Annotated in this window: 16 protein-coding genes; 6 read left to right on the top strand and 10 right to left on the bottom strand. The window is 43.5% G+C overall.

The features are described from left to right. The first annotated feature begins 5 nt into the window (after positions 1 to 5). The 4 genes from L0992_16740 to L0992_16725 all read left to right on the top strand — a co-directional run bounded on the left by L0992_16740 (position 6) and on the right by L0992_16725 (position 7091). Positions 6 to 1361: an FUSC family protein gene (locus L0992_16740; protein XGB69691.1), complete on the top strand. Its 1356-nt coding sequence runs from the start codon at positions 6 to 8 to the stop codon at positions 1359 to 1361. Between the two features lie 316 nt (positions 1362 to 1677). Continuing rightward, complete coding sequence (locus L0992_16735) at positions 1678 to 3336, top strand: hypothetical protein (GenBank protein ID XGB69690.1); 1659 nt, start codon at positions 1678 to 1680, stop codon at positions 3334 to 3336. A gap of 130 nt (positions 3337 to 3466) precedes the next feature. Next, entirely contained in the window at positions 3467 to 5551 is a 2085-nt protein-coding gene (locus tag L0992_16730; protein ID XGB69689.1) for a carboxylesterase family protein, read from the top strand. Between the two features lie 82 nt (positions 5552 to 5633). Next, positions 5634 to 7091 carry a phospholipase D family protein gene (locus L0992_16725; protein XGB69688.1) on the top strand — a complete coding sequence of 486 codons (1458 nt, stop codon included), beginning with the start codon at positions 5634 to 5636 and terminating at the stop codon, positions 7089 to 7091. Between the two features lie 109 nt (positions 7092 to 7200). On the opposite strand, the gene L0992_16720 is transcribed toward L0992_16725, so the two are convergent. From L0992_16720 to L0992_16685, 8 genes are all read right to left on the bottom strand, one after another. After that, entirely contained in the window at positions 7201 to 8082 is an 882-nt protein-coding gene (locus L0992_16720; protein XGB69687.1) for an amino acid racemase, read from the bottom strand. A 111-nt stretch (positions 8083 to 8193) separates the two neighbouring features. Next, entirely contained in the window at positions 8194 to 9912 is a 1719-nt protein-coding gene (locus tag L0992_16715) for an autotransporter assembly complex protein TamA (GenBank protein XGB70366.1), read from the bottom strand. Positions 9913 to 10109: 197 nt separating this feature from the next. Further along, the gene (locus L0992_16710) at positions 10110 to 11399 is read right to left on the bottom strand and encodes a DEAD/DEAH box helicase (protein ID XGB69686.1); all 1290 of its coding nucleotides are present in this window, start codon (positions 11397 to 11399) and stop codon (positions 10110 to 10112) included. A gap of 215 nt (positions 11400 to 11614) precedes the next feature. After that, positions 11615 to 12355 (bottom strand): DUF1223 domain-containing protein, encoded by a 741-nt coding sequence (locus L0992_16705; GenBank protein ID XGB69685.1) that lies wholly within the window; start codon positions 12353 to 12355, stop codon positions 11615 to 11617. A 168-nt stretch (positions 12356 to 12523) separates the two neighbouring features. Then, entirely contained in the window at positions 12524 to 12712 is a 189-nt protein-coding gene (locus tag L0992_16700) for a hypothetical protein (protein ID XGB69684.1), read from the bottom strand. Positions 12713 to 13024: 312 nt separating this feature from the next. After that, positions 13025 to 14026, bottom strand: a complete 1002-nt coding sequence (locus L0992_16695; protein ID XGB69683.1) for a TerC/Alx family metal homeostasis membrane protein — start codon at positions 14024 to 14026, stop codon at positions 13025 to 13027. 311 nt (positions 14027 to 14337) lie between these two features. Continuing rightward, the gene (gene tnpA / locus L0992_16690) at positions 14338 to 14775 is read right to left on the bottom strand and encodes an IS200/IS605 family transposase (protein XGB70365.1); all 438 of its coding nucleotides are present in this window, start codon (positions 14773 to 14775) and stop codon (positions 14338 to 14340) included. A 489-nt stretch (positions 14776 to 15264) separates the two neighbouring features. Then, positions 15265 to 17004 (bottom strand): bifunctional metallophosphatase/5'-nucleotidase, encoded by a 1740-nt coding sequence (locus L0992_16685; protein XGB69682.1) that lies wholly within the window; start codon positions 17002 to 17004, stop codon positions 15265 to 15267. 238 nt (positions 17005 to 17242) lie between these two features. Here L0992_16685 and L0992_16680 point away from each other — a divergent pair, with 238 nt between their 5' ends. Further along, a complete protein-coding gene (locus tag L0992_16680) occupies positions 17243 to 19012 on the top strand; it encodes an ATP-dependent endonuclease (protein ID XGB69681.1) in 1770 nt (589 codons plus the stop codon). A 180-nt stretch (positions 19013 to 19192) separates the two neighbouring features. Here L0992_16680 and L0992_16675 read toward each other — a convergent pair whose 3' ends face one another. Next, on the bottom strand, positions 19193 to 19687 hold the full coding sequence (locus tag L0992_16675; protein ID XGB69680.1) for a DUF1097 domain-containing protein: 495 nt from the start codon (positions 19685 to 19687) through the stop codon (positions 19193 to 19195). A 204-nt stretch (positions 19688 to 19891) separates the two neighbouring features. After that, the gene (locus L0992_16670) at positions 19892 to 20797 is read right to left on the bottom strand and encodes a LysR substrate-binding domain-containing protein (protein XGB69679.1); all 906 of its coding nucleotides are present in this window, start codon (positions 20795 to 20797) and stop codon (positions 19892 to 19894) included. Positions 20798 to 21070: 273 nt separating this feature from the next. Between L0992_16670 and focA the strand changes: the two genes are divergently transcribed. Beyond that, entirely contained in the window at positions 21071 to 22522 is a 1452-nt protein-coding gene (focA, locus tag L0992_16665; protein XGB69678.1) for a formate transporter FocA, read from the top strand. Positions 22523 to 22749: the final 227 nt, after the last annotated feature.

The raw sequence follows: 22749 nt of genomic DNA, 5'->3' as shown, positions 1-22749 counted from the left end.
TTCTTATGTTCACTGCATCGACTAAAGACGCGATTAAAGCCGCACTCTCTATCGTTATCGCAATCTGCCTAGCGTTGTGGTTTGGTTGGGAAAAACCATATTGGGCTGCGATAGCCGTGGCAGTGATGGCATTGAACGAGAGCTTCGCCCATTCAATAAACAAAGGCCATAACCGGTTAATGGGAACCTTGTTAGGGACCGGTTATGCCTTTTTCCTTATCGCCATGTTTTCTCAAGATCGCTTCTTGTTTCTAACATTTTTCACCCTGTTCCTTGGTGTATGTATCTTCATGTCGAGCGACGAGAAATACGGTTATATTTTTTCAATAGGATTTGCCGTGTGTTCGATTGTTGCGTGCATGGGCGGGTTTGATAGCCAAACCACCTTTCACTTTGCTGTGCTCCGACTTCAAGAAACACTATTGGGTGTTGTCGTGTTCTCTATTGTGTATCGCATCGTGTGGCCTGTGAATACAGAACTCAACTTTGTACAACGTTTCGAAACCAGTAAACAAGTGTTGTTAGATGCGATGGAAAAAACAGACGACATCGACATTGCCGCACTTGAAAGCAATACCGCAAATATTGATAAGTTGTATCAACTTCTAGATCTGCCATTGACCGGAAGTTACCACCTTAAAGAGAACATCCAAACATGGCGATTGCGTATCGATGAGATGGCACATATCCAAGATACATTACTCAAACAAAGTAACAGCGAATCAGACTTGGGTATCCAATGGGCAGTTCTTACTCACAACTTGAAAACGTTCGATGTATTAACACCAGATCAATCTCTGGTTGAAGGTGAACTCAATGTAATGGGCGATCAAAAAGAAGTGTCTTGGCATCATGCTCATCGCACATTTGTTCAACATTTGAATGAAGATGGGCGCAAAGTGCTGCAAGGCGTGTCGATGTTTATCACATCGCTGTTGATTTGGATTTATCTTCCAGTGCCGGGTGGTTTTATATTTCCTATGTTAGCCGGTGTATTCTCTTCTATGGTGCCGACCATGCCACCAAGCGTTATCAAGGACGCTTTTTATGGTGTGTTAGGAACAGGATCTGTGATTCTGTTGCAATACATCTTTGTGATGCCATTAATGACAGAGCTATGGGAGTTGGGACTATTCTACTTCCTTAACATTATGGTGATATGGAAAGTGTTCGCGACACCTAAGCTCATGATACATCGAATTTTGGGTATCAATTTGTTGGTTGTTCTTACATCTGGTGCGCTTAACCTCACTCCGGTTTATAGAATAGAAACGCCACTGTTGATGCTAGTGAATATCTTGATCATTTTAATGATCGCGAAGCTGTTTACTGATCTATTCAGAGTAAAAGTAACCGCTTAGAACTGGATACACTAAGTCTCTCATAACAGAACGGCCTGCCAAGTATTTTTACTTAGCAGGCCGTTTTGCTATCTGTTTTAAATCAGTGGATTAGCGTTAATTCTTACTAAGTGAGGATAGCGTCCATCAAACGCGATTAACGCGATCTGCGACCTCCTCTTAAAATCCTCTCATTGATTGACGCAATGCATATTTAGTCGCGACATTCACACGAACAATCCTAACGGATAAATACATAACAACTGAACACGACGTTCAGTATTACATCGACTGTTTGAGTCTCGAAGGTTTGAGGCCACTCAGCGTGGAAACCGTCATGAGTTTTTTTGAAATACGCACCAGCGCCTGTAAGACCCATACTCTTTCTGTGTTAGCGAGCGCCCTATTACTTACCACACCCGCCTTTGCGTCTGCAGCAGAAACCAAGACTTACAGCGAAGTCATGGAAAACGGTCGAGCACTGTTTGACAAATATGGCATCAGTCGTGATTTACCAAAGCTAGCAATCAGTTCACTCGTACAGGGCGAACACCTAGTTGAACACGCACATCGTACACTGCAAATTGGTGATGAAGTTCGTGACTCAAGCGTCTATCTCGTTAAAAACACCGACACTAAAGGCAACATCGATCTTCGTATCAAATATAACCCAGAAGAGCTGGATGATAACGAAAACCTACTCGATGAAATAGAAGCCTTCACACGTACCGAATATCGTTTACGTGACTATGCAGAAAGCTTTGATTCATCTTCGGTTCGCGTAAAAGAAATCGACGATAACAAAGTAATCATCAGCTTCGATTATTCGAAGTATGGACTACCTCAAGACATCGCATATTTCCGTTTTTTGAATGTCAACATTGAGTTAGTCAACGGTGAACCAAAACGCATGCTGATCAGCAATGAAAAGCCGTTTAAACACCACATATACAAGGTAGACAGCTATAAGCAAGAGATTGAGTTTCACACTTTACCGTCGGGTAAGTTAGTCATCGCGAGTAAAACAACTGAAGTGGTTGGTACAACCAAGAACAAACCAGTGAAGGTGACAAGCATACTCGAGCCAGTCGCGTTTTATGAAGACGATAACGGCATACAGGTACTTAACGAAGCAAGGCTTCAAGAAGTATCAGACCCAAGAATGTTAGAGGCAAGCGTAAAGCTGGACCGAATCTTCCCTTTAATGGGTGATATGGTCCGTCGTAAAGGTATCGATATGCCACTTCCATTCGGTGTATCCGTAGCTTATCGAAACCAAGACATGGACATTCCAATGACTGATTACGTGATTGGTGGTGTGCGCTTGAATGACTTATTTGACCCGGAAGATAGCGTTGCGACGGTAAAAGCGGAAAGCCTTTCGATACGCGGTGACGTAAATATCCTGCCATTCTGGAATGTATTCGGTTATGTAGGAAAGGTAAACGTTGATGCGAACGTGGATGCCTCTTATACCGGCGCAGCAGGTGAATACTTAAGAGACAAGCTCAATGATCGATTTGATGGCGCAGGTGACCTACTTTGTAGCGAAGTTTCAGCTCTGTGCAACCGTGGTCGTTTAAATGTTCCACTTCATCTCGAATATGACTTGCGCGGTATGGGTACAACACTGTCCGTTGGTTACAAAGAGTTCTTTGCTTCTGTTACTGGCACTTATTCACAAACCCGTCTTAAAGGATTAAACGACTGGGGCGATGGCATTGTTACGGTTCAACCTATGTTGGGTTACCAACTAGTCGATTATCGAGCTCAGTTTTTCGTTGGCGCTGAATATCAAGGTTTAAATTCACGTATGCAAGGCACCGTAAAAACCGATGACATCGAATTTGATTATGACGTTGGTGTCGACATCGATCAGTGGGCATTCCTCACTGGCGTTAACAAACAGATCGGTAAGCATTACAACATGACTGTGTTGTACAACAAAGGCGAAACTCGTTCGGCTGTAACGCTGAATCTTGGCTACCGATTCTAGTCACCGAACTTTGATTACCAGCCCTGCTCTTAAAACCAGGTTGTTCTTGATAAGAAATTTTGTAGCTCTGTTATCTAAGTAGATGACGATGAAACAGACTGCACCGAATACTATTGTGGAAACTCTTTTTATGACTATTGTATACCGTTCAATAATCGCTCTTACAATTGCTGCTGCCTTAGCAGGTTGCGATACTGATACTGCCCCTACTGTTCCATTACCAAACGAGCCAGAACCGTTAATTCCAGCACCTGCTAAACCATTTGATGTTCAAATCGGTAACGTAACGATTAAAGCGACCAAAGAAGAACTGGTTGTAACTTCAAATACCGAAGACGACAAACTGGCTTCTGTTGAATCTTTCAAAGGGATTCAATACGCCGAGGCTCAGCGCTTTGAGCATAGCGAAATTGTAAACCTTGTTGAAGGTGCTTTGGATGCGACTCAGTTTGGTTATGCTTGTCCTCAACTAAAAACGACATCACAAACGCAAGATGAGAACTGCCTTAACCTCAATATCTGGCGTCCAGCAGGCGTAGATTCTGATGCAGATCTACCGGTTTATGTATTCATCCACGGTGGTGACTTTGAATATGGCTCAGGTGCTGAGCCTCTGATTCAAGGCGATAATGTTGTGGCTCAAGGTGCTAGTGAAGGCAATCCTTTTATCTATGTAAGCTTGAACTACCGTCTTGGTCAGTTAGGTACTCAATGGATTAAAGGCGAGAACCAAGATGGCAACTATGGCTTAGGTGACCAAAAGCGTGCCTTGAAGTGGGTACACAATAATATCGTTGACTTCGGTGGTAATGCTCAAAACGTGACGGTTATGGGTCAAGGTTCAGGTGCTATGTCTATTGGTTTCTTACAGCAAGATGAAGATATCGCAGGTCAATATTTCCAACGTGCCATCATGCAGAGTAACCCTTATGGTTTTGAATACCCTAGTTATGAAGTAGCAAAAGATCGCAGTAAGGAGTTTACAGCAGACACCTCGCTCGATGAGATCATGGCGTCACAAGAAACAGCTTTAAATGGTATTGAACAGTTAAAGAATTGGTTGTTAGGTTCTTTGCAAATCCCAATTCTGAGCCCAACAGCAGATGAGACTCCAATGTCAAACCTGATGCCTTTTACTCCATACATATTGTGTGAAAAAACTAGTTTTCTTGGTAGCTGTAGCGAATCAGCAGAATCACCAATGCAAGCAGGATTCTCAGTACCCACTGTCCTAGGTGAAAATGCACATGAAGCGAACAGCTTTGGCATGCTCTTTACCGCTACGTTCTTAATTCCGACGGTCATCGAGTTATTAACAAATGATGAACCTGAACTGCTTACTAATGAAGATCTAGCAAAACTAGCTCTAGCGATGGTTAACTGGTTGGAAGATGAAAACAACATCGTTATTCTGCAGCAAAAACTATCTGAGCAAGCAAGTGATGAAGTTTCAGCGGAACTTGTATTACCAAGTAGTGCTTACAGTGCAGTAGCGGGTTTATTTTATGGTGCCAAACTAGAAGGTGATCTAGTTGAAATGACTAAGTGCATTGATACCAGTGACATTACGGGTACCGTAGGTTGCTTGGTCGACATTGTTGATATCACGAGCCACCAACAAACCCAAGATATTCTAGCTCTAACTGATTTCTACCCTAACTCAGAATCTAGCTTAGGTGGCGCTCTTGACAACATGAAGCAATTTAAAACCTTGCTAAATGACACTTTGTTCAATGGTCCAGCTCGTCATATGGCAGCAAACAACGAAGTAGAAGCAACGCTATACCACTTTGAGCACAAGCCAAGCTTTAACATGTGGAACTACAATACCTTGCCAAATGGTGAGCTATCTATTATCGATTTATTTAAAACTATTGGTTGCATCGGCGGTGCATGTAACGGTTCAGAGTTGCCGTTTGTGTTTAACAAAGCCGTGCGTTTTGATGGAAGTGAAGTAAGACCATCAAGCAAGGATAAAGCACTAATGAACGAAATGTCGCGTCTTTGGTTTAGCGATGAATTGTTCGAAGTCCAACAGTACAGCGACGCTGCCGACAATGTGCTCGTAATTGATGGTGCAGGTTTCAGCGAAAACAGTACTACCTTAGACTGGGACTATGTCACAAACCCAGGTGTTGACCCTAAGCTTCGTGAAGGTCGCTTAACCGGTTTAGCAGAGGAAGGCCTTATGCCTTGGCAGTGGTACCTAAACTAAACATTCTCAACACCCTTCCTACTTTACGGCCAGCTCGCTGGCCGTTTTTATATCCAAATTTTACGTTCAAACGCAGGTAGTTATGATACTTAGCAAACTAAAAACCGTATGCACTATGATGTTGATTACTGTGGTCACAGGCTGCGCCCAACCTTACCCCGATGTCGAACCAGACTTCCAAGCAAACTGGCAAAGCACAGAACATCACACTGAGGTGTACCTGATCCCGACTGCACCAGAGGCCTTTGCTCGCCGTATCGAGCTCGTTCGCCAAGCACAACACTCTATTGACATGACTTACTTCTCTTGGGAGCGAGACACGCTTGGATTGATGCTTCTAAACGAACTCAAGCAAGCGGCGGATCGTGATGTTCACGTCCGACTGACCTTAGATGACCTACTGGTTTTTAATGATAAATGGCTAGCGGAATTGGACTCACACCCCAATATTGAGATTCGACTGTTCAACCCCTTTGAATCACGTAAAGCTGGCTGGATTGGTCGTGCGTTCAACTTCTCAACTCATCAAAAACAACTGGATAATCGGCTTCACGAGAAGTACTTCAATGTCGATCATCACTCGATGATTTTAGGCGGAAGAAACATCGGTAATGATTACTTTGGCTATAGCGAGAATGCCAACTTCTTTGATATGGACGTTTTGTTTCGAGGTGACGTAATCGCGTCTTTCGACAACAATTATCAAGCGCTTTGGGACAGCGAATATGTGGTGCCAATTCAAGAGCGAATCAAAGTCAAAGAACAAGGCCAATACAAAGCGTTTACCAAGGCAATAAATAAAGGTGAGAAGAATAAAAAGCCGATCACTTTCGATGTTGAACAACAGATAAATCGCCTAAACGAACCAAGGTTTATTAAAGCATCTGTAACGCCTTTATTTGATTCATTAGAGAAGCTCAATGACAACAAGCCCTACTTTCGTCAGCGTACAGAGCATTTAATGAAGCAGAAAGTACCGATACCTTCTAAGGCTATGATTTCTACGCCTTACATGGTGCCAAGCGATAACCAGTTTGTATTCATCGATGCACTTAAAGAGCACCAAGCCGAAGTCACCTTGCTGACGAATTCATCGGCGTCTAATGATTCGGGTTTTGTTCCTGCGTATTACGAAAAACACCGTGAGACTCTACTCGACAAAGGCATAAGTATCTACGAGTACAAAAGCCAAGCTATCAATGATGACCACTACTTTCATGTTGATACCTACTACCACAACAAGACTGTAATTTTAGATGAGCGTGTAACCTATATTGGTTCTTCTAACTTCGACCCAAGATCAGACTTTCTCAACGTTGAGTTTGGTGTGTTGATTGACAGTGAAGAGTTTGCGAAGCAAGTGACACACTACTTAACGCATCAGAAAGAGGATTTGTTCTGGGCCGTGTCGCGAGAACAATCAGGTGAGACTACCTGGGCTTCAGGGGAACAAATCCATACTAAGAACCCGAACTACAGTTCGTGGAACAAGGTACCGGATTGGTTATTTCGAAAAATGAATGGCGAGTTCGAGCTTTAAGTGTCGAGCTTCGAATTTTCACTTTTAATTTTTAATCTTTCACCAATCCAAATGCAAAAAAGCCGCGTAATTCGCGGCTTTCTCATGTTTCAAATAGACGTATCTGAGCCTACAGACGGTAGGTCATCGCTCTCTTGGCTACGTAATTCACCATATCTAACGTTGTATAAATCGAATCGACATCGTTAATGTCGTAATCCACATGTCCACGCTCAACATACTTCTCAGCGAGACGATAAACATCAACGACACGCTCAGCTACGGCTTCCATAGGATCAATAAAAGTGACTGTTGGAAATGCCGTTTCAAGTTGCTTTCTAACCAAAGGAAGTTCCGTACACCCCAAAATAACCGTATTAACGCCCTTCTCTACGATACTTTGAACCGCAACAGCTAAAAGTGCCGCATTACGGTCAAACTTGCCCGCTTTAATGCCGTTGGTTTCTCGGATTGCTTGTCCACACGCAGTCATCTCGCCCGTTACTTCGCCATAGATAGCACTATGAACGTTATGTTCTTGTTCAAAAGCTTCTGGCTTAACGAATACCAGATTGGCGTTAGTTAGGTAACGGTCATAGATTCCCGAATTGTATGTGCCGTTAGTACATAAAATACCGACAATAGATTCAGGATTCTGCTCTTTGATTTTATCAACCGTAGTTTGAAGCATATCGACGATATAAACATTGGTATGCTTTTGAACTTCAGGTCTGAAATAATGAGCGGTGTTGCAGGTCATAACGCCAAATTGAACGTTGGCGTGTTCTAAAATGCACGCGGATTCAATTAGCTCTGGAACAGGGTCGATACCGCCTTCGTTAATTGCTTCAGAGCGGTCTGGGATATCTGAATTTTTAACCACAATCATCGCCATGTGGTCTTGGTCTTTAAGCGCGCCGTGTTCAATCTCTTTCTTAGCGACGATATCTTGGAACAGAGCATCCGCTTCAGGGCCCATGTTACCAAATACACCAAATCGTACCTTTTTCATTGTGTTTACCTTTGTGTTTGCTAGAGCACAAAGGTTATTACGCTCTGTCGATTTGCTTGAATCCCATTGGATGGATCGTATCCTCGCGAGAGCTTAAACAGTGTACAGATATTAGAATTGAGTACCCAAGGAAAAGTGAATACGAAACTCATCGCCTTGAGGCGCATCTAACCCGTAAGCAAAGTCGAGTTTCACAGGCACCAATTGTGAGTTCCAAATCAGGCTAAGGCCTGTGCCGCGCTTCCAATCCGCTTCATCATCAAACGCATCACCAACATCCAGAAATGCACCCATCCAGATCGAGCGGTAAACCTGATGCTGGTACTCAAGCCCTGCTGTTAGCATATAGCGTGCACCTGTTAATTCACCGTTGTCATCTTTTGGAGAAATCGATTCATAACCATAGCCTCGTACGCTCCCATCGCCACCAGCAAAATAACGCAGTGACGATGGCACATCCGACAACGATTTAGCTATGTTAACGCCGACATTTGAACGGAAATGCAGCTTCTGGCTTTCGCTAATGTCCCACGAAAGCACGCTGTTTCCTTCCAACCGCAACAACCTTGAATCAGAGAGCAAACTAGGGTCAGAATACTCAACAGAATAGATGTGTCGATGATTGAGCTCCAATTGATCATTTTTACGATCAACCTGTGAAAAACTGATACCAGGTAACAGTAATTGCGATTGGTCCTCCTCAGAGGCTTGACGGTATTGTTCATGCAAGTATTTGACGTAAATGGTATTTTGCCAATCGCTGTCTAATTGCCAGTAACGTTCGAATTTAAGATCGTTTGAAAAGCTATTGGTGTCTCGATGATCAATTCGTTTCGATTCAAACTGAATACCAAAGTAATCGGTCGTGACTTTCTCTGTTGGGATTTTGTACCCTAGTTGCAGTGATTGCTCTTGTTCAGACAAATACGTCTGTGTTTCAAAGCTGTGTCCTCTTCGGTTATACCAAGGCTTTGACCAATTTAAAGACGCTCTCAAACCGAGATCGGTAGAATAACCACCACCCACCTGCACAATGTTACGAGAGCTTGGTTCAGCAATAATCTCAATTGGCACTTCTAGATTATCATCAAGATGATTAAAGTCACCATGTACCACAACACTCCGAAACCACTGAGTTTCAAACAAGTCAGACTGCAGCTCGCCCAACTTTATCGTGTCAAAATCGTCCCCTTGTTTGAATGTAGGAATTTTCTTTATACGCGCAGGTTCAACACCATCATCAGGAATGCTGATGGCGCCAAACTTGTAGCGTGGGCCACTTGAAAAATGCAGGTGAATATTGGCGATGTTTTCGCTCGGAATCACTTCGATCTTAGACTCGACAAACCGACCGTCGAAATAGCCTTTACGCTTTGCCAAAGAGAAAATCGCACGCTTAGTTTGGTCGTATTCTTGGTGAGATAATGGAGAGCCTGAATCTAACTGACTCTGCGTGAGTATTTTGATGAACTCTTCATCTTCAGTCGCTTCACCGGTGACTTTTACAACCGATTCTGCAATGTACATGACAGGGCCAGAATCGACGTTCAAGGTGAGGTTATCACTGTTATCAAGTTCGATATCTATCTGAGGGCGATAGTAGCCATAAGGGTTGAGCGCGTCTTGAACCCGTTTCAATAACTTAGTATGCGATAGCTGTGCAGCTGGAACATCAACCAAAGGCTCTAAGTATAACTCTACATTTTCAGTGAGAATTTTGTTCAGGCCTTTAACCTTGAACTCTGCACCTATCGCCGCGGGATGAGTAACCATGAAGAGTGAAGCTACCAATATTACTTGTTTAATCGAGGCCTTCACGCTGTTACCCAGTTGCTTAGAACCCGAATAGATTATGAGCAAAGCGTGAAATCACTGAATCTCTTATGAAGGACGCAACCCTACGTACAAACTTGGCTGATTTTGAATACCAGTACACGTTACTATAGCTACTTAAAGTCCTCGTATTACAGACACAAAAAAGGCGCAATTAAGCGCCTTTAAAATATCGATTGTTTACTGAATCAGTATCAGTTGTTTTTCAGCCACACATCTTGGTTTTGTGCCGCTTTCTTCTTCTTTTTCTTCTTACCTGTGCCAGCAGGTGGCGCAACAGGTTTAAGCGCGGCAATCAGTTCAGCAACCGCTTCTTCATCGACTTCAAAGCCTTCGATTTGCTCTCGCTCAAGACGAATCTTGTTCTTCTTCTCGATGATTTTGAAGTGATGGTAATCTTCGTGATCGATCAGAGACAACGCTAGGCCAACCTCACCCGCACGACCACTTCGGCCAATACGGTGCATGTAGTCTGATGGGCTACGCGGTAAATCAAAATTGATAACAACTGGAAGCTTTTCGATATCCAGACCACGTGCTGCGATGTCTGTCGCGATCAGAACATCGATCTCGCCAGATTTGAAATCTTCAAGGATACGAGTACGCGAACCCTGACCTTTATCACCGTGGAAGACTTCTGCAATGATGCCACGTTTGTAGAGCTTGTCTGCTAGGTGTTCACAGCTGTTCTTTGCATTCACGAAGATCAGTGCTTGGCGCCATTCGTGTTGCTGAATCAGGTGCGCTAACAATGCTGTCTTACGACCTTTTTCGACTTCGAATACACGCTGAACCAGTGTGCTCGCATTAGCACTTTGAAGTTGAACTTCAATTGGGTCAGTCAGCAGTTCGTGAGTAAGCGTTTGAACTTGCTCTGGGAACGTTGCAGAGAACAACAGAGTTTGCTTCTTGCTTGGCAGTAGCTTCAAGATAGCGTCTAGTTCTTCTGTAAAACCAAGGCTTAACATGCGGTCAGCTTCATCAAGCACAAGCGTTTTGACTTTATCAAGCTTGATAGCGTTGCTTGAAATAAGGTCAAGTAAACGACCCGGTGTCGCCACTAAGATATCAGTGCCGCCACGTAGTGCTTGCATCTGAGTGTTCACAGACACACCACCAAATACGCAAACAGTCTTAATCGCACCGTTAAAATGCACTGCGTAAGATTTAACGCTGTCAGCAACTTGCTTAGCCAGTTCACGAGTAGGCACTAAAATAAGGCCAGAAACGAAGTTACCTTTGCCCGAACGACGGTCTAAAGGTGCATCTTCATGGATCTGTTGTAACAGAGGAAGTGCAAATGCAGCGGTTTTACCTGAACCCGTATTTGCGCCTGCTATTAGATCGCGTCCTGCTAACACACTTGGAATAACTTGCGCTTGGATAGGCGTTGGCTGTTGGTATTCAAGCTCGGTAAGACGAGCCATCAAAGGAGAAATTAAGCCAAGATCAGAGAAGTTGGTTGGTGTCGTGGTGTTAGTCATTAATTGCAGGAACTCAAAGCTAAAATAATAGCGCGCTATATTAACGTATTTCAGCTGTATTACGTAACTAAATCGCCCCTTTCAAGTCTCTAACAGCAATTTAGACCAAGCAAAACAGAACAAAGGCGACACAGTAACGGTTTAGTGTCGCCCAAACTGCATTGCTTCATAATTGTTGAAGTTGCGCACGTTGAGTTGAAGTTGAGCACGTGAGTTTAATTCAACCACCCTGCTACCGTTTGTTCAGGTGCATACGAGTTAGGCGCGGTTAACCAGACAGCTACGGCATCGGGCGCTGCGACTAGCGAATCAAAGTCCACATTGAATTGCCACTCAGAATCACTACGTTGGTAACCATCGTAAACCACCACAAAATCATGCTCGAGTTTTTTACCTCTGTTTTCGCCCGCTTTAACGCTGGTAACTTCGTTCATCGCTAACAAGGCAATATGAGCCACATAATCACCTTTGCCTTCGTAGCTCACGCTGAACGTGTCGCCTTTATGATTGACCGTCAGCTTGGGGTTATTTTGTTGTGGGAGCGAAGGTAACGTTCTATCAAGCCAATTGAAATAACCGCGCCACTCTTTTCCATCAACCACAAAACCCGGAGTATAAACCCCGCTTGTCACCCCATAAGCTTTATACAAACGTTGCTTTTGACTGAAGGCTTTGCTCGCGAATTTATCCCCCCAACCGAGGTAATCCCAGTAATCGACGTGATACGCGAGCGGGATGACTTGTGTCCAAAGTGCTGGGTCATCTTCAAAAGTACTGAGGTAGGCATCAGCAGGTGGACAACTCGAACAACCTTCAGAGGTGAACAGTTCGATAACCTGCGCAGGTTGCCCCTCGTTACTCCAGGTTTGTGCATTCGACACTGAAGAGTAGAAGCCGATCGGTAAGGCAAATAAGCAGAGTTTGATCAATGATGTGTTGTGTTTGGCGTGTGACATACCGTGATCCTCATAGAAGCTACTTATCTAAAGACCGCGGTACTTAACGTTTTCTTTCAGGTACAAATTGTTTCAGATACAGATTCTTTCAGATACAAAAACGCCAGCTTGAGAAGCTGGCGTTTTTAAAATTCTGTCTTTCTTTTATTCTATGCGTTTACGCTGAGATTAACGGTTGATACCGATATCGCGTTGCATGTGACCAGATAGGTCGCTCGCGTAGTAACTACGTGGAGAGTTGTCTACGAAAAGAATATCGAAAATGTGTGCAATCAATCCTTTGAAGTTAACCGAGTAGGTCTTCTTATCCATAGAGTTAGGAACAGCGATAGTATTCATTTGTACTGCTTGAGCCATGATTGCCTCTCTATAAATTTGTTTGTGTGTTTCGTTCTGATGACAAGAATAATAGGTGATCTTTTGCAGGTTAAAAAATGACTAAAATTGGATGTTCAGATTAGTTTTTCTAATAAAACAAACCATTAACAATGGCTCGAAATACATATGCATTAGCAGTGACTTAAAATTCAATATAGTGCTTAAATCATGCATTTAGTACAAATACCCCTCAAACAAAAGTGGCCGATGTCACAGAAATTTTACATAAATAAATTTCCTGCTTCATCGACCACGTATCTCTTATCGAGTTTTCGATAAGTTATATTTGTTTTAATTTACTTGTTCAATGTCTGGCTTCTTTGCATAAATCGACGCTATAACCGCAATCGTCATCGTTGAAATCAGCACCGCTAAAGACCAGTAAGTTGGGATAGCCCATTCGCTGTCGACCAATAGCATTTTCACACCAATGAAGACCATGATGAATGCCAGTGCCGGCTTCAAGTAGATGAATTTATCCATCATGCCTTGAAGTACAAAGTACAACGAACGCAGGCCAAGTAACGCAAACACGTTAGCAGCAAGTACCAAGAACGGTTCTTGTGTTACCGCGAAGATTGCAGGGATAGAGTCCAGTGCAAACATCACGTCCATGACTGCGATAGCACCAATCACCAACATCATTGGTGTTAGTACCCATTTGGTACCTTGCTTAATCATAAGTGCTGGACCATGGAAGTCTTCTGTTACCGGCATGATTTTACGAAGTAGCTTTTCAGGCAGTGTATTCACACTCTCTTCTTCGCCCTTGTCTAACGCCAGTTTAATACCTGTACCAATCAAGAACGCTGCAAACACGTAAAGCACCCAGTGGTATTCCGCCAATAGTTGCGCGCCTAGTGCGATCATAATTGCACGAAGCACCAATGCGCCAATTACGCCCCAAAGAAGCGCACGAGGTCGTAGATGCTCAGGAACTTGGTATTGAGCGAAGATCATCGCGAATACAAACAGGTTGTCTACGCTCAGTGACTTCTCTAGCAAATAACCGGTAATGAATGAAACTGTTGCTTTTTGCGCTGTGTAGTCGCTATTAGGCGCGTAAATGTCCCAAAATAGGTAGATAGAACCTGCAAACAAAAACGCAAGTACAAACCAGAATACACTCCAGATTGCCGCTTTCTTGATAGTGACGTTACCACCACGAGTCTGATAGATATCAATAGAGACAAGAATCACCGTCAGCAGGAAAAAGCCCGCATAAGTCGTCATGATCGGCGATGAAAAAAAGGATTCACTATTTGTAGATAATAGAGATTGAGTTGAGTTCATTATTCCTCCGGGCGGAAGAACTGTACAAAGACCTTCCGCAAACAAAGCATATCAAGCTCCATTACGGATCTTGACTGTGATTGCGTTGGTCTCGTTGAAGTGAAATATGGGATTTCACCTTTACATACCGGATAGACACTTGGCCTAACGAGATGACGATATGTAAACTTGCGCTAACTACTCCCCAAACGCGTGGATAATATTCCCCTAACTTTGTTTCGTCTAGATAAATTTGCAGAAATAAAAAAAATATCCGCCTTCTTAGAAGGCGGTTTTGCTTTATAACCCCCTAAAAGGGGGCGTCCGCGCTATCAGTTCTTCAATAACTGTAATTGTTGTTCATACTCTATGTCCTGCTTATCTTGGTGTCGTACATATCGCCGAATGACTTCTTCATTCACACCGACCGTATCTACAAAATACCCTCTAGCCCAAAAGTGATTTCCCCATAATTTCTTACGTATATGTGGGAATCTATTGAAAAGTCGAATTGCTGTTCGGCCTTTTAAAACTCCTAACAAACTCGATACTGATAACTTGGGAGGAATAATGACAACAAGATGAACATGATCTGGTTGAACGTTTAATTCTAAAACTTCGCAGTCTTTCATATTGCACAAAATATAGATTGAACGATAAAGCTCCTTTCCTACCTTATCTTTCAAAATCTTATATCTGTACTTTGGAGTCCAAACTATATGGTATTTGCAACGCCAATAGACATGTGATGAACTTCTGTAATCGCCCATGTGGTTGTTTCCTCTTACTTGTGGTGAATAAGAGGTTACTTCTAACATGGGCACTTCTTCAGGCTATAGCCTCAAGGAACAATCACCACCGCCCTAGGCGGTGGTTTTGAGGAGCCAATAAAAAAGGAGCAAAAAGCTCCTTATTTATTTCTATCGGCTTGTCAAAACGACACTCGTATTGATTCCAAGAATACGATGAACAGGTTTTGCCCTATTCCCGTTATTCAATCAAACTGCTCACAAGTACCTTTTGTGTGCACCTTTTCAGAAAGTGCATCTCAAACCGCATGTGTTATAAACCTGCTGTTGGTACTAAGTACACTAATGCAGACCAAACAGACACCCAACCAACAACGGCGGCCGCGTCTAACCAATCTTTCCTATCCATGCTTTGCCTCCACAGGAAGTTACCCGGGAAATAAAGCATAAACAGTGCCAATTTTATAAATCACTCAAAGTAATGATACTAAGCGAAAACATTAGATGCGATTACCTAAAACACTCCATGCAATTCAACGGTTCGTGGTGTTGAAGTGATTCAGGGTGATCTTGTAAAAAAGCAATGAAACAGTCTGCCATTGAGTCGGTTGTGACGATGCCATCTCCGATCATATCCAAGACTGCGTTATAACCTTCTTTCCCTTTCATGGTATAGGCTGATGATGCGCCACGATAAACACGTTCTCGCGAAACTGCCTGCCAACCATCCTCTTCAGAGTGGATTTCAAGGTGATGAATTCTGTGCCCTAAAGGAGCTTCTTTGTGGTAACAGAACCTTAGGTTGTGTGTGTAAGGGAAACTACCCGACCCTGTACCAACCACACCATTATCCAATGCGTTATTGATTGCACCTTCCAACATGCCAGCGATCGTTTCACCTTTAACTTCATACACACCAATAGGTACGGCAAACGGTAGTAGTTTTCCGGCAATATCGGCAACCGAAACATCGCCGCTATTTAGCGAGTTTCGTACACCACCAGAGTTGTGGATAGCAAAGTCTACCTGGTGACCTTTCTTGTTCATCAAGTAATGGAATGACTGAGCCACCAATGGCGCAAGTTGGCTTGGCCCTTGTTCATCAGGGATACGTACATGACGAAGTTTACTGTCAGCATGAGCGATGACTTGCTGCTGAAGCTTACGAACTCTAGGCTGATACTTGTCCGTCAGAATACTCTGTAATTCAGGATCTTTCTTACACACTGCAATGTTCTGGTGATTGTTCAAAAACTCACACGCCATATCATGCGCATCGTCTTGCCCTACTTCACTCAGTTTTGCATCTAGAAAGAGTCGGCGTCCTAACAACAGTTCGTTCTTACCATTAAAGTGCGTCACTTTACCTTGAGCGTCGAATTCGATTTCACAATGGCCTAGGCTCATTGCGTGGAAACCTGCTTGCACAACATAGGTGTCGCCAATTTTTACGCCGTAGTCATCGTCTTTCACTAAACCGATATCCGAGAAGTCACCTTGCAAGCGGTGACTATGACCACCAACAATCACACCGATGCCTTTTACATTCGCCGCTAGCTCTAAATCAGCTTCATAACCAAGGTGACTAAGCAACACTATCTTGTTTATGCCAGCCTGGTGAATTTGTTCTATCGTTGCTTTTGCCGTTTCTAATGCGTTTTCAAACGGTGTATCAATATCTGGGTTAGCAATACCTGCCATCTTGTCGATACTTAAACCGAAGATGGCAACTTTGTCGCCATCAAACTCTTTCGTTATATAAGAAGCACTGCGTGTTTCCGTCAGGTAAGGCTTAACAATGTCGTTGTCCGCTAAGGTATGAGTTTTATTGATATCCTCATTCGATAGATTCCAGTTACCGGCCAACAGAGGGAATTTGATTCTTTTCGCGAAAATCGCCACGGGTTCATTACCCATGTCTAGCTCATGATTGCCAAGCGTCATGGCATCAATATTAAGCGCATTCAACAGATCGGCGTTGGCTTTCCCCTTGAACAGAGAAAAGTATAAGGTGCCCTGAAAGCAGTCCCCAGCATGAAGGAACAGGGTTCCAACCTTTTGTCGTTGGGCATCTTGTTCTATTTGTTTAAAGCGCGTTGAAATTCGAGCAAAACCACCAGCACTGACATAAGGTTCAATGATGTGGCTGTTCATTTTAAGTGATAGCTGTAATGAGGTTGGTTCGAAGTATGAGTGGGTGTCGTTGATGTGTGCCAACACTATTTTTGTCGGCTTATTCTTTTTAGTCATATTTTCTTCTCTCTTTGTCCCTTCATACTAGGTCGAGAATCATGACAGAATCGTGAATTTTATGAAACTGCACTGCAAAAAAATACTCGAGATAGATCAAAAATCTCATTTTGAGCCGTATAAATAATCAATGGGTTTTGTGACCGATGAGCATACCGAATTGGTGATTTTCGATTATGATTAAAGATATCTGTTAGCTTTCAAACAATTAGCAGAGCCTTCCGTTAGGAGTAAGCCTATGCAACTAGAAAGAATCGAGATTTCTGGCTTTCGAGGTATCAAGCGCATGTCACTCGCGTTTGACGAGCTAACCACGCTTATTGGTGAAAATACTTGGGGTAAGTCTTCATTATTAGATGCCCTTTCCGTCGTTCTTCCTTCAGACGGCGTGCCATATCACTTTGAAATGACCGATTTTCATGTCGATTACTCTGTTTCACACCCGCAGTCTCAACATCTTCAAATTGTTCTCGCATTAAAGGCTAACGACAAGAGCGAACTCAACGCTGGTCGTTACCGTAAACTCAAACCGATTTGGGTTCAGGACGAGTTCGGTGTCTATCGTATCTATTACCGAATCAGCGCCACATTAGAACAGTACGAAACTACCACTCACTACGCATTTTTAGGTTTGGACGGCAATCCGCTCAAGCTTCACCATTCTGAAAAGCTCGCTCAAGAATTAATGACCTTGCACCCCGTGATTCGCTTACGAGATGCAAGGCACTTCGATCGTCCATTCAATGGCAAGGCACTTAACCACAATGGCCATATCCATGGTAATGCGAACGGCAATGGAGCTAACGGTAACGGTGGGAATGGCGCTAATAATAGCAATAACAGCAACAGCAACGGTAATGGGCACGCTTCTAATGGAAATGGGAATGGAAACGCCCGTCAGGCTCGAATCGAAAAACGCATAGATAACACCTGCCGACGTTTAATGGCGATTCCTGGCCACGTAAACAAAGGCGAGATGCGCAGCAGTTTAGAGTCGATGCAGAGCCTGATTGAACACTACTTTTCTTTCAAGAGTAACTCTCGTCGTAATCCTAGAAAACAGCGCGATGGCTTACTCTATTCGGCTGGTGCTAATGATCAGAGCATTCATCAGCTTGTCGAAGAAACAAAGAACAAACAAACTCGCTTATTATTCATGGGATTACTGAACGCTTATCTACAAGCTAAAGGGCCAAATGACCTAAGACGATGCGCGCGCCCTCTTTTGATCCTTGAAGATCCCGAAGGTCGATTGCATCCAACCCACTTGGCAAGAGCTTGGAGTTTGATGCAAAAACTGCCAATGCAGAAAATACTCACCACCAACAGTGGTGACCTACTCGCAGCTGTGCCTCTGCAATCGATTCGGCGATTGGTACGTCAGTCCGACAAAACCATCGCTAATCAACTCAACATGAACCACTTCAGTAAAGATGAACTGAGACGAATTGGTTTTCATATTCGCTTCCACCGTTCAGGGGCACTGTTTGCGCGATGTTGGTTATTAGTAGAGGGAGAAACTGAAGTTTGGCTGTTTAATGAGTTAGCCAACCAATGTGGCTACAACCTTGCGGCTGAAGGTGTACAGATTATCGAGTTTGCTCAATCAGGCCTCAAAGCATTGATTAAGGTCGCGCAAGAGTTTGGCATCGATTGGCATGTTGTTACAGATGGCGATGCAGCAGGTAAAAAATACGCCGCAACGGTATTATCAAAGCTTGGTAACGACCAAGAACGTCATCGCTTAACTGAGTTGCCTGACAAAGACATCGAGCATTATTTATACATGAACGGATTCGAGAACTTTTTCCGTGACATGGTTAAGATCCCTTACGACCACCCTATTCCTCCTAAGAAAGTCGTCGCTAAGGTATTGAAGAAACACGCAAAGCCAGACCTCGCATTGGCTATCGTCTCGCACTGTGAAAACCAAGGGCAAGAATGCATTCCATTGTTACTAAGGTGGACGCTAAAACGTGTTATCACCATGGCAAACGGGAACACCTAAGCCTTTAGCTTTTCTGATAGACGGTATAAGTTCTTCTGCAGTTAAGATCATCGTATTTTTAGAGTAACCAAAACCAAAAAAGGCACACCAAATGGTGTGCCTGTATAAATCGATATACAAATTAATTGGGGGTTATCTTGCAAGAGTTCACAGTGACTAAACTAGGGTCAGGTTAACGAATTAAGCCTTAGCTTGCTTAGCGTGTTGTTCAACCGCTTCCGAAGATTGGGTCGATTTCTCGTGAAGCCATAGCCCCGTTGCTTTCATCAAGTATCCAAATACACCACCAAGCAGTAAAGATGGTACTACAAGTTGCCAATCGCCACCTGCGGCAAACGTTGCACAGCAACCAATGAAGGTTCCTGGGATATAACCTAGCCACGCTTGTTTTGCTTGAATACACATAAAGAAAGCGACAATAGCAGTAATCACATAGCCTAAAATATCTAACCCTGCGAAGGTTGAGCTTTCGATAATCACCATTGCCCAGAATACGCCTGTCATGTTGGTTAGTAAGCTACCTGCCAATCCTTTCACGCCGCCTGTTGGCGAAGCAAAGTAACTGGTGCAACCTAAGAAACCGGCCCATGACAATAAGCCGAAAGAGATAGCTATCCATCCCCAAAGACCTGACAAAATACCTGTAGTTAATGAAATCGCGACTAATGTACTCATACTATTTCTAAAGCCTAATTACGTAATTGAACGCAACCGGATTTAGCCTCACTTAAAATCAAGTAAGCATACTATGGGAAGATAGCCCTTATTTAGCCGATCGCGATCACATTAATAATGTATGCAATTATGCATTTATCACTAGATAGAGACCGATATCGCTTATTCAACACATTTAGTTATTAGTATTTTATCAAATCTAGGTTACAGAACCGACCGTTTGCCTTTCATCATGCGCTTACCTTCACGCTTGATACATTCAGCAAGTGGGTTTTCTGCCATGTCGGCACGCCAAATGAATGAAAGTGTACGCTCCATCTCGAGTTCTGGAACATTCAAGGTAACAAGCTGACCTGATTCAACAAACTGCTCGACGTCTAGATAAGGTAAACACGTTAAATATGGGCCGTTTGCTACCAAACTTCTTAAAACAGGAACGTGTTCATACTCTCGCCAAACATCAAGATCACCAATTAAATGATGAATAGAGCTATCAAAAACTTTGCGAGTACCCGAACCGTGTTCGCGTAATACCCACTTCGCTTGCTCTAACTGAGCCAAACTCACTCTTTCACGCTTCGCAAACGGGTGATGAGCGGATGCAACCACGGTTAAATGGTCCGTACACCACACTTCTTGGTGAACTCGGCTGTCGTCACAACGGCCTTCGATAACACCCAAGTCATATTTGTAATCTAATACGCCATCGATAACAGCGTCGGTACTTTGTACACCGAGCGAGATTCGCATCTCTGGAAAGTCGTTATCAATAATACTGATGAGGTCTGGAACCAAGTGTTCTGCGGGGGTTTGGCTCGCACCTAATTTGAGCTCTCCGCTCAGTAAATGCTGCTCATAGAAACCCATTTCTATTTGCTGTGCGTCTTGCAGTAAACGCTTCGCTTTTGGCCTTAGCCACATGCCCCAATGAGTAAGGGCCATTTGCTTGCCCTGCCTTTCAAACAAAGGCCTGCCGAGCATTTTTTCCAACTGTGCAAGAGACATACTTGTCGCTGATTGAGTCAACGCCAACTTGTCTGCTGCATTACTAACACTCCCGGAATCTGCCACTGCATCAAATACCGCGAGTTGCTTTAATGAATAACGCAAAATTCATCCTTAATGCTTTTAATTATTTGTGTCCTGATGCTCGTTTTTTATCAAGCCGATGAGCAATCGATTTCATTCTACTCGTAACCCAAGCTATATCAATAAATTTGATGTGGTTTTTAAAAATTATCAATTTTACCTCTACCTCGCTACCCCCTAATCTGGAATGGCAGGACACAACGAGCCCTGCAAAACATTACTGATTAACCATTACGGATTAACCAAGTCATTAACACTAGGAATTACACATGACGGATTGTTCAAGGGGGGGATATGGCAACCAGCACTTCTGAAAATCATCAACTGTTCTCACCAACAGAAATGATGGCGGAAGCAGAGAAGTTTGCATTAAGCAAAGCAAATAAAACCAGCAGCATGACATTGAGTTTGGCAATCATGGCTGGCGCATTCATCGGGCTTGCTTTTTTATTCTACATCACGGTAACCACAGGCAGCGCTGATGCTGGATGGGGATTGAGTCGCTTAGCTGGCGGTCTTTCATTCAGTATGGGGTTAATCCTGATTGTGATTTGTGGTGGCGAGCTGTTTACCAGCTCAGTGTTATCAAGCATCTCATGGGCTAACAAGCAGATTACCTTCACTAAGATGCTGTCTATTTGGGGCAAGGTCTATGTCGGTAACTTTATCGGTGCCATGTTCCTTTTGGCTCTAGTAAGCGCAGCTGGCTTGTATCAATTGGATGGCGGGCAATGGGGCTTAAATGCTCTGAATATTGCTCAACACAAGCTACACCACAGCCCTGTTCAAGCTTTTGCTTTGGGTGTGCTTTGCAACTTATTGGTGTGTTTAGCCATTTGGTTAACGTTCAGCTCTGCTAATGCCATGACCAAAGCCATGATGACTGTCTTACCCGTGGCAATGTTCGTTAGCTCAGGCTTTGAACACTGTGTGGCGAATATGTTCATGGTTCCACTAGGCATCACGATTCAAGCATTCGCACCAGAAAGTTTTTGGATGCAAATTGGCGCAACACCAGCCCAATACGCAGACCTAAACATCATGAAATTTGTCACCGCAAACTTGGTGCCAGTAACAATCGGCAACATTGTAGGTGGTTCGGTATTGGTCGGCTTAGCCAATTGGAGCATCTACCGTCGCCCACAACTTAAAGCAGCAAAAATTACTGCAATTACACAAACAACAGAAATTACGTCAGTTAAGGAAATCACTATGAACACAGCAACGACTATCAAGCAAATCATGAACACTCAACCAATTACACTAAGCGTAGAAATGCCTACATCAGTGGCAATTGATTCACTTTTAGACGCTCAACTTGTTAGCGCTCCTGTTTGCGATGTTGAAGGTCGTCTTGTTGGTATCTTCTCTGTTCACGACGTAATGGTTGACCTTTGGTGCCAAGATTACATCCCAACTAAAGGCCAAAAAGTTGTAGACCTAATGAGCCGTGACGTTGTGGCAATCGATGCAAACGACAAGCTGGTTGATGTCGCTGAGTTCCTATGTATCGACAAAGAGCAACTGTACCCTACTACTAGCATGGGCTTCGCAACTCGCCTGACTTCTCTTTCTTTAGAAGAGCGTGCAAAAGCGATGAAAGTAAGCCAGCCACATATGCTTCCAGTATTGGAAAACGGTGTGATGGTGGGTGTTCTTACTCGTACTGAGGTGATGCAAGCACTTCGTCCAATTTACGGTGACCGCCTAAACGTAGTACCAAAAACGGAACTAGAAACGGCTTAATTGGCTAAGGGTTTAACTTACAGTGATTTAATCTACAGTGGCTTAATCTAAAGTGGATTGACTTACAACGGTTTAACTAGGAAGCGTGTCGCTAACGACTGTTTTACTAGGAAGTGGTTAGCTAACTAGGACAAGGTTGAACAATTAGGGATTAGTTGTTCACCTCGAAAATCAGTCATGGCAACGTTGACTGGCTAAAAGTAAATGGTGGCTTAAAGCGCAACTAA

The organism is Vibrio pomeroyi (assembly GCA_041879425.1).
Classification (GTDB): domain Bacteria; phylum Pseudomonadota; class Gammaproteobacteria; order Enterobacterales; family Vibrionaceae; genus Vibrio; species Vibrio pomeroyi_A.
This window is presented reverse-complemented; position numbering and strand designations above follow the sequence as displayed.